Origin of the sequence: Microcystis sp. LE19-10.1B, assembly GCF_027530565.1 — a bacterium.
In the GTDB taxonomy this organism is placed as follows: domain Bacteria; phylum Cyanobacteriota; class Cyanobacteriia; order Cyanobacteriales; family Microcystaceae; genus Microcystis; species Microcystis aeruginosa.
Window position 1 is genome coordinate 1 of record NZ_JAPZQM010000019.1, and the last position, 4,925, is coordinate 4,925.

4 protein-coding genes are annotated in these 4,925 nt (G+C 48.3%); all 4 read right to left on the reverse strand.

The features are described from left to right. Positions 1–134: 134 nt before the first annotated feature. Positions 135–2,783: a DNA mismatch repair protein MutS gene (mutS, locus tag O9332_RS00680; RefSeq protein WP_125732588.1), complete on the reverse strand. Its 2,649-nt coding sequence runs from the start codon at positions 2,781–2,783 to the stop codon at positions 135–137. A 149-nt stretch (positions 2,784–2,932) separates the two neighbouring features. Continuing rightward, positions 2,933–3,442 carry an allophycocyanin subunit beta gene (gene apcB / locus O9332_RS00685; RefSeq protein WP_002802766.1) on the reverse strand — a complete coding sequence of 170 codons (510 nt, stop codon included), beginning with the start codon at positions 3,440–3,442 and terminating at the stop codon, positions 2,933–2,935. Positions 3,443–3,624: 182 nt separating this feature from the next. After that, a complete protein-coding gene (gene proB, locus O9332_RS00690) occupies positions 3,625–4,764 on the reverse strand; it encodes a glutamate 5-kinase (protein WP_288023260.1) in 1,140 nt (379 codons plus the stop codon). Then, on the reverse strand, positions 4,715–4,882 hold the full coding sequence (locus tag O9332_RS00695; protein WP_288023261.1) for a hypothetical protein: 168 nt from the start codon (positions 4,880–4,882) through the stop codon (positions 4,715–4,717). Before O9332_RS00695 ends, proB begins: the two co-directional genes overlap by 50 nt. Positions 4,883–4,925 lie beyond the last annotated feature (43 nt).

A 4,925-nucleotide genomic window follows, 5' to 3' on the forward strand; every position in this document is an offset into this window, starting at 1 on the left:
AGGGATCGGGGGTAAAATTCAGGTACTTTTTCCCTGAAAATTAGGTAACTGACTACCTCAAAATCGGTAAAACCCTACACCCCACACCCCACACCCCACACCCTGCCCCCACCAACAAACTTTTTCAGCAGACCCTACTTACTGTCATCAAAAATATCTAACTGCTGCAGAGAGGGGGAATTATCCGACTTAACTGGTTTAATTTTCTTAATTCCTTGACGCAAACCGATCGCAATTTTACTATGTTTTTCGATTTGACCCATCACCTGCATGGCACGATCGATCACAGAAGCTGGTAAACCGGCTAATCTTCCCGCTTCGATACCGTAGGATTTATCCGCGCCTCCCGGTCGTACTTGGTGCAAAAATACTATCTCATGGGGTAATTCTTTGACCGTTACCTGATAATTGGCCACATTCTCTAAAATTGAGGCTAATTCGTTCAGTTCGTGGTAGTGAGTGGCGAAAATCGTCCGCGATTGCAGTACCGTGGCTAAATACTCCGCCACAGACCAAGCTATGGATAAACCGTCAAAAGTGGCTGTACCCCGGCCAATTTCGTCTAATAATACTAATGATCTGTCTGTGGCGTGATTGAGAATATTGGCAGTTTCGTTCATTTCCACCATAAAGGTGGATTGGCCGGTAGCGAGGTCATCCACAGCCCCCACCCGGGTGAAAATGCGATCGCAGATGGAGATTTTGGCCGACTTTGCCGGGACAAAACTGCCGGTTTGGGCTAACAATTGAATTAATCCCACCTGTCGCAGATAACAACTTTTGCCACTAGCATTGGGACCGGTGAGAATAATCAAGTCGGGGTATTCTAAACCTTCCTGATTGCCCAAATTAATCGAATTCGGCACAAAAAAGCCGGCCCCAAGGGATTGTTCCACCACGGGATGACGACCATCTTTAATATCGATAAGACGACCATCGGCGATTTCTGGGCGACAATATCCCTGATAAACGGCGATTTCTGCCAATGCTGCCAACACATCCAAAGCGGCGACTTTTGTGGCCACTTCCCGAATTTCTGGGGAAAATTCGGCCACTTGACGGCGTAAATCGCTAAAAATCTCGTATTCTAACTTATTTAATTCATCTACTGCCGTCAGAATTATATTTTCTTTCTCCTTTAACTCGGTGGTGATATAACGTTCCTCATTGACTAAAGTTTGCTTACGCACATAATCTTTTGGGGCGAAATCGGCTTTACTGCGGGGTAAACTGATATAATAACCGAAAGTTTTGTTATAATTAACCTTAAGATTACTAATACCCGTTCTTTCTTTCTCTGTCGTCTCCAGATTCTTAAACCAATCGATTACTTCCTGATAGTCGCGCCGCAGGGCATCCAATTGGGCATCAATTCCCTCACGAATCACCCCCCCTTCCTTCAGATGCAGCGGAGGAGATTCCACCAGATGCGCTATCACCTGCTGGCCTAATTTTTCTAAATCGGCGGGAATTTGCTGTAAAGCTTTCAAATAGGGCGAATTTCCCGAAGCAACCAAAGCCGCTAAATCGGCTAATTTGACTAAAGATGCCGCTAGGGAAAGTAAATCGCGGGCGTTAGCCGTTCCTGCGCCAACGCGACCGCTTAAACGTTCTATATCGTAGATTTCCCTTAATTTTTGCCGAATATCTTGGCGCAGGGCGGGATTATCCTTTAACTCTTGGATAGTATCTTGACGGGCGCGAATACCGCGAGAATCTAAGAGGGGTTGCAGTAACCAACGACGTAAGGCGCGACTACCCATGGCCGTACAAGTACGATCAATCGCCCATAATAGAGAACCATAGAAGCTACCATCGCGCACCGTTTGGGTAATTTCAAGGTTGCGACGGGTTTGCCCATCTAAAATCAAAAATTCGGAGATAGAGTAGGTTTTTAAAGGTTGTAGGGGGACTTGATTGGCTTTTTGGGTATCTTCAATGTATTCTAAGAGGCCTCCGGCGGCGCGAATAGCAAGGGGTAAATGTTCGCAGCCCATACCCTCTAGGGAACGCATTTTATAGGTGATTAGGAGACGATTTTTCGCCTCTGTGAGAGTAAAGATAGTTTGGGGACGGAGAGAATAACAAAAACTATCGGGTAAACAGGGGGGGAGATGGTCGGATTTTTCCCCAGGGCGCAAAATACGGTTTAAATCGGGGGCATTGATGGGAAAAAGGATTTCCGAGGGCTGTAAACGGCTTAATTCTAGGCTTAAAGCCGTTAAATCGCTGGCTTGGGTGGTGTAGAATTCTCCGGTGGAGATATCTGAATATGCTAATCCCCAATTTTCTCCGGTAATCACCACAGCGGCCAGAAAATTATTCTTTTTTGCGTTTAACATTCCCTCATCGGTGAGGGTTCCGGGGGTGAGCAGTTTGGTGATAGCGCGTTCTACGAGTCGTTTTTCGGCGGCTGCTTCCGTTGAATCCTCTACTTGGTCACAAATCGCCACTGCATAGCCTTTTTCCACCAATAAACGACTATAACGCTCTAGGGCGTGGTGGGGAACCCCGGTCATGGCGACTCTCCCAATCCCTTTACCCCCTTCCTTGCTGGTGAGAACTAATTCTAATTCTCTGGAGATAATCACCGCATCCTGAAAGAAACACTCGAAAAAATCGCCCACACGATAGAGTAAAAGAGCATTGGGATAGGTTTCTTTTACCTCCACATAATGCTGGTACATGGGGGTGAGTTTATCGCGATCGAGTCCGCGATAATCACGATGGGGATCTTTATTGGTAGCCGGTGGTTCTAGGGGAAAATCCGAGGGGAGAGTCATGGGTCAAAGAAAGCTGGACAATGTTTTAATGAACTGTTCCCCTTGCTGCACCTTCCCCACTCCCCTAGGCTGAGAGTGGGTACTGATGCGGGTTAGTTCCATCAAAAATTGAACGGACAAAACCGATAAGCGATAACTGACAACTGAATTTAGATAGACACTTCGCTTAATTCGCGAGTGAGATGATCAAAGGGTTCAGCGATCAAAGAGGTGTCGGCAATACCCGCCTCAGTAGCCATGGTTTGAATCATTTCGCTCATGATTTGGATACCGCGCACCGTCGGACCGATGGGAACCCCGAGGGAATTATAGGTTTCCCGCAGTCCTTGCAGTACCCGTTCATCTAGAACATTAGTATCGGCAGCCACCAGCGCATAACTGGCATAGCGGAGATAGTAATCCATATCCCGCAGACAGGCAGAATAACGACGGGTGGTGTAGGCATTACCCCCGGCGCGGATCAATTCGGGAACTTCTTCAAATAGACGAATCGCCGCCCCACGCACGAGCGCCGCCGAATTAGCGTTAATGAGGGCGGCGGCAGCTAGACGGGCAGTTCCCGAGGCAAAATATTGTTTAAGATTATCGATCGCATCTCGATCGAGATAACGTCCGGTGACATCGTATTTTCTAATCAGGCTAGTTACCGCGTCTCGCATTATTAAGTTTCTCCCAACAGCAATAAAGACATTTTTGAGTTTCGCTTTATTTATAATCTCACAGGGTTGAACTTCGGGGGACATCCCCAGTCTAACTCTCTTGCTTGTCTAACAATTTGTTGTTTTTTTGAGACATTTCTTTACATTTAAGGCATTGGCTGGACCGGCGCTGGGTGGCGGAATTATCCTTTATTAGTCGAGGTAGTGGACGAGGCACTCAAAATAACGAGATTATCCCGATGAATAATGGTTTCTGCGGCCATATAACCTAATAAACTGGCAATACGCTCGGAATGTTGACCTTTCACTCGATCGATCTCCTCACTACTATAATTAACAATTCCCCGGGCCAATTCCCGGCCTTCTTGATCGCACAATTGCACCGATTCCGAGGCGCTAAATTCCCCTGCCACTTTGGTAATCCCGGCCGCAAGGAGAGATTTTCCCCCCTGACAAATGGCTTGAATCGCCCCAGCATCGAGATAGATTTTACCCATGGGCAGTAGTCCGTAGGCGATCCAGCGTTTGCGGGCGTTATCACTGCGTTTTTGGGCCTCAAAACGGGTTCCGATCGCCTCTCCTGCCATAATTTTTAAGATATTACCAGGCTGCCGTCCCCTAGTAATCGCCATTTCTACCCCGGCGCTGGTGGCAATCCGGGCCGCCGCCAATTTAGTCGCCATACCCCCGGTCCCCCACTGACTGCCACTACTACCGGCATCGATCGATAGTTGCGCTAATTCCGCGGGACTAACTCGGGCAATAGCCGCCGCTTCGGGAAATAGCCGCGGATCGGCACTGTAGAGGCGATCCACATCGGTGAGGATAAATAACCAGTCAGCCTCGATTAAACTGGCTACAAGGGCTGATAAAGTGTCATTATCGCCGAATTTTAACTCATCGATCGCCACCGTATCATTTTCGTTGACAATGGCAATCACCCCTAATTCAAACAAAGCCTGAAAGGTATTATAGGCGTTGACATAACAGGTGCGTTCCATCAATTCGGGACGGGTCAGCAAAATTTGGGCGATCGGTTGACCAAGACTGGTAAAGAGGTCATCATAGATCCGCATCAGACGACCTTGGCCGACGGCGGCGATCGCTTGTTTGAGGGCGATTTTTTTCGGTCTTTCCTGTATTCCCAGACGACGGCAGCCCACCCCCACGGCCCCGGAAGATACTAATACCACCCGATGACCGGCAGCGCGCAACCGGGTGAGGACTTCCACTAAAGCGGCGATCGTGGATAGGGATAATTGGCCGGTTTGATTATCGGTCAAACTGGAAGTACCGATTTTGATCACTATGGTTTGGTTCATCGTCAAGGGGTGTGGGGTGTAGGGTGTGGGGTGTGGGGTGTGGGGTGTAGGGTGTGGGGTGTGGGGTGTGGGGTGTAGGGTGTGGGGTGTAGGGTTTTACCGATTTTGAGGGGGTCAATTACTTAATTTTCCCCCCGATCACTCCCATGTCCGGTACTTTT